Annotated in this window: 4 protein-coding genes; 2 read left to right on the top strand and 2 right to left on the bottom strand. The window is 38.6% G+C overall.

Features of this window, described 5'->3' with window-relative positions; genetic code table 11:
* Positions 1–139: 139 nt before the first annotated feature.
* Both P8M52_RS03320 and P8M52_RS03315 read right to left on the bottom strand, forming a co-directional pair.
* Positions 140–847 carry a UDP-2,3-diacylglucosamine diphosphatase gene (locus tag P8M52_RS03320; protein WP_300307291.1) on the bottom strand — a complete coding sequence of 236 codons (708 nt, stop codon included), beginning with the start codon at positions 845–847 and terminating at the stop codon, positions 140–142.
* A gap of 4 nt (positions 848–851) precedes the next feature.
* The gene (locus P8M52_RS03315) at positions 852–1,337 is read right to left on the bottom strand and encodes a peptidylprolyl isomerase (protein WP_300307288.1); all 486 of its coding nucleotides are present in this window, start codon (positions 1,335–1,337) and stop codon (positions 852–854) included.
* A gap of 113 nt (positions 1,338–1,450) precedes the next feature.
* Between P8M52_RS03315 and rplU the strand changes: the two genes are divergently transcribed.
* Both rplU and rpmA read left to right on the top strand, forming a co-directional pair.
* A complete protein-coding gene (gene rplU, locus P8M52_RS03310) occupies positions 1,451–1,762 on the top strand; it encodes a 50S ribosomal protein L21 (RefSeq protein ID WP_300307285.1) in 312 nt (103 codons plus the stop codon).
* An 11-nt stretch (positions 1,763–1,773) separates the two neighbouring features.
* Positions 1,774–2,020: 50S ribosomal protein L27 (gene rpmA / locus P8M52_RS03305; protein ID WP_300307282.1), on the top strand; the 247-nt coding region annotated here is incomplete at its 3' end.

Raw genomic sequence — 2,020 nt, 5'->3', positions numbered from 1 at the left:
TGATATTCGTGGTGATAAAGCATTGTTCATGATTCCTGAAGTAGGTCTAATGACACAAATTAAATTTAAAGAAGGTCAAATTCCTAAGACAGACGAGAAGATGACACTTAAAGTGACACGTGTTGATATGCTAGAGCGTTCAGCTAATTTCAAGCCGGTTTAGTTTATCGGTAATTTCAATGGCATTGCCTTGAGTGTTTGACCAATCTCCAAGTACGTAGCGTGTAAACGTCTTTTCTGTATGGGTGTTAAGCCTGTGCGTATGTCCATGAATCAGATCAGCTCCTGGATACTTCTGCATTAGCTCAATAACTGCCTGTGGATTAACATCCATGATTTCTCGAGTTTTATCCTGTTGAGCTTCAATACTTTTTTGACGAAGTTGGCCACTTAATTTCAAACGCCATTTTTTAGGCAGGCGTACAAAAATAAATTTGGTAATCGGATGCTGCAAGATTGATTTCATTTGCTGATATGACTCATCATCAGTACACAACTCATCACCATGTGTGAGTACGTATTGCTGTGTATTGGTCTCTAGTAGATACGGCGAGTTAATCAATTCACAACCAGTTTGTCGGGAAAATTCTTGTGCTAGAAGAAAGTCACGATTACCCGTCATCACCAAAACTTTGGTTTTGTTACTTAAAGTTTTAAGTAGGGAGATGATGTCAGTGTAATGAGGTGCAGAAAGATCGTCACCTAACCAGGTGTTGAACAGATCTCCCAAAATAAATAACTGATCAGCCTCTTGCGCCTGTTGGCAGAATTTTTTAAAAAGCTGGTTTTTTTCCACCTCGTCGGCAACGAGGTGTAGATCCGCAATCAATAAAGTGCGGAGAGTCATTCGATTACTTAATGTAGGCTTTAGTGACAATAACTGCATCATTTGGCACGTCGGCATGGCCGGCTTTATTGCCTGTTGATACTTCGTTCATTTTGTCGACCACGTCAAAACCGTCAACCACTTCGCCAAATACACAATAGCCCCAGCCGTCTTGTCCTGGGTAGTCTAGAAAGCTATTATTTTGCGTATTAATAAAAAATTGCGAGCTAGCAGAATGAGGTGCAGCAGTACGAGCCATAGATAATGTGTACTTTGTATTTTTCAGGCCATTCTTAGCTTCGTTTTCAATTTCAGCATTGGTTGGCTTTTGCATCATATCTTCAGTAAAGCCACCACCCTGGATCATAAAGTTTTTAATGACACGGTGAAAGATGGTGCCATCAAAAAAACCTGATTCAACATAGTCTGTAAAGTTTTTAGCGCTGATTGGTGCATTCTCAGCATCAACTGTCATCTGAATATCACCCATGTTTGTTTCAAAAATAATCATTGTTCACTTATCCGTGTAAATAAAATTACAAATTATACTTAAAACAGTCTTTCATAAAACATCTCGTTGGCGTATAATTGCTTCTTTTTAAGAATTCACATTTAGGTTTTATTATGTACGCAGTTATTAAAACAGGTGGTCAACAATTTAGAGTAGCCGAAGGCACAACTTTAAAGGTTGAAAAATTAGAAGTTGAGCCAGGCAAAACAGTTACTTTTGACGAAGTATTAATGGTTGCCGATGGCGACAACGTTCAAGTTGGCGCACCTTTGGTTGCTAAAGCAACAGTTGAAGCAAAAGTTGTTTCACAAGGCAAGGGTAAGAAAGTTACTATCTTGAAATTCCGTCGTCGTAAGCACTCTATGAAGACACAAGGTCATAGACAGCTTTACACTGAAATTGAAATTACAAAAATTAAGGCATAGGAGAATAACCCATGGCACATAAAAAAGCAGGCGGTAGTACTAATAATGGTAGAGACTCCCAATCGAAACGTCTAGGTGTAAAGAAATTTGGTGGTGAAGTAGTATTAGCTGGTAATATTTTAGTACGTCAAAGAGGTACTAAAGTTCATCCAGGTATTAATGTACGTAAAGGTAAAGATGACACATTGTTTGCAACAGCAGGCGGTAAAGTGGTTTTTGCTAAAAAAGGTAAATTCATGCGTCAAACAGTTTCAATCG

The organism is Candidatus Thioglobus sp., from assembly GCF_029243085.1.
Lineage (GTDB): Bacteria > Pseudomonadota > Gammaproteobacteria > PS1 > Pseudothioglobaceae > Thioglobus_A.
This window is presented reverse-complemented; position numbering and strand designations above follow the sequence as displayed.

Excerpts from the sequence above, each read along its gene's own strand:
- P8M52_RS03320 (WP_300307291.1), bottom strand. The coding sequence starts at position 847 with ATGACTCTCCGCACTTTATTGATTGCGGATCTACACCTCGTTGCCGAC.
- P8M52_RS03315 (WP_300307288.1), bottom strand. The coding sequence starts at position 1,337 with ATGATTATTTTTGAAACAAACATGGGTGATATTCAGATGACAGTTGAT.
- rplU (WP_300307285.1), top strand. The coding sequence starts at position 1,451 with ATGTACGCAGTTATTAAAACAGGTGGTCAACAATTTAGAGTAGCCGAA.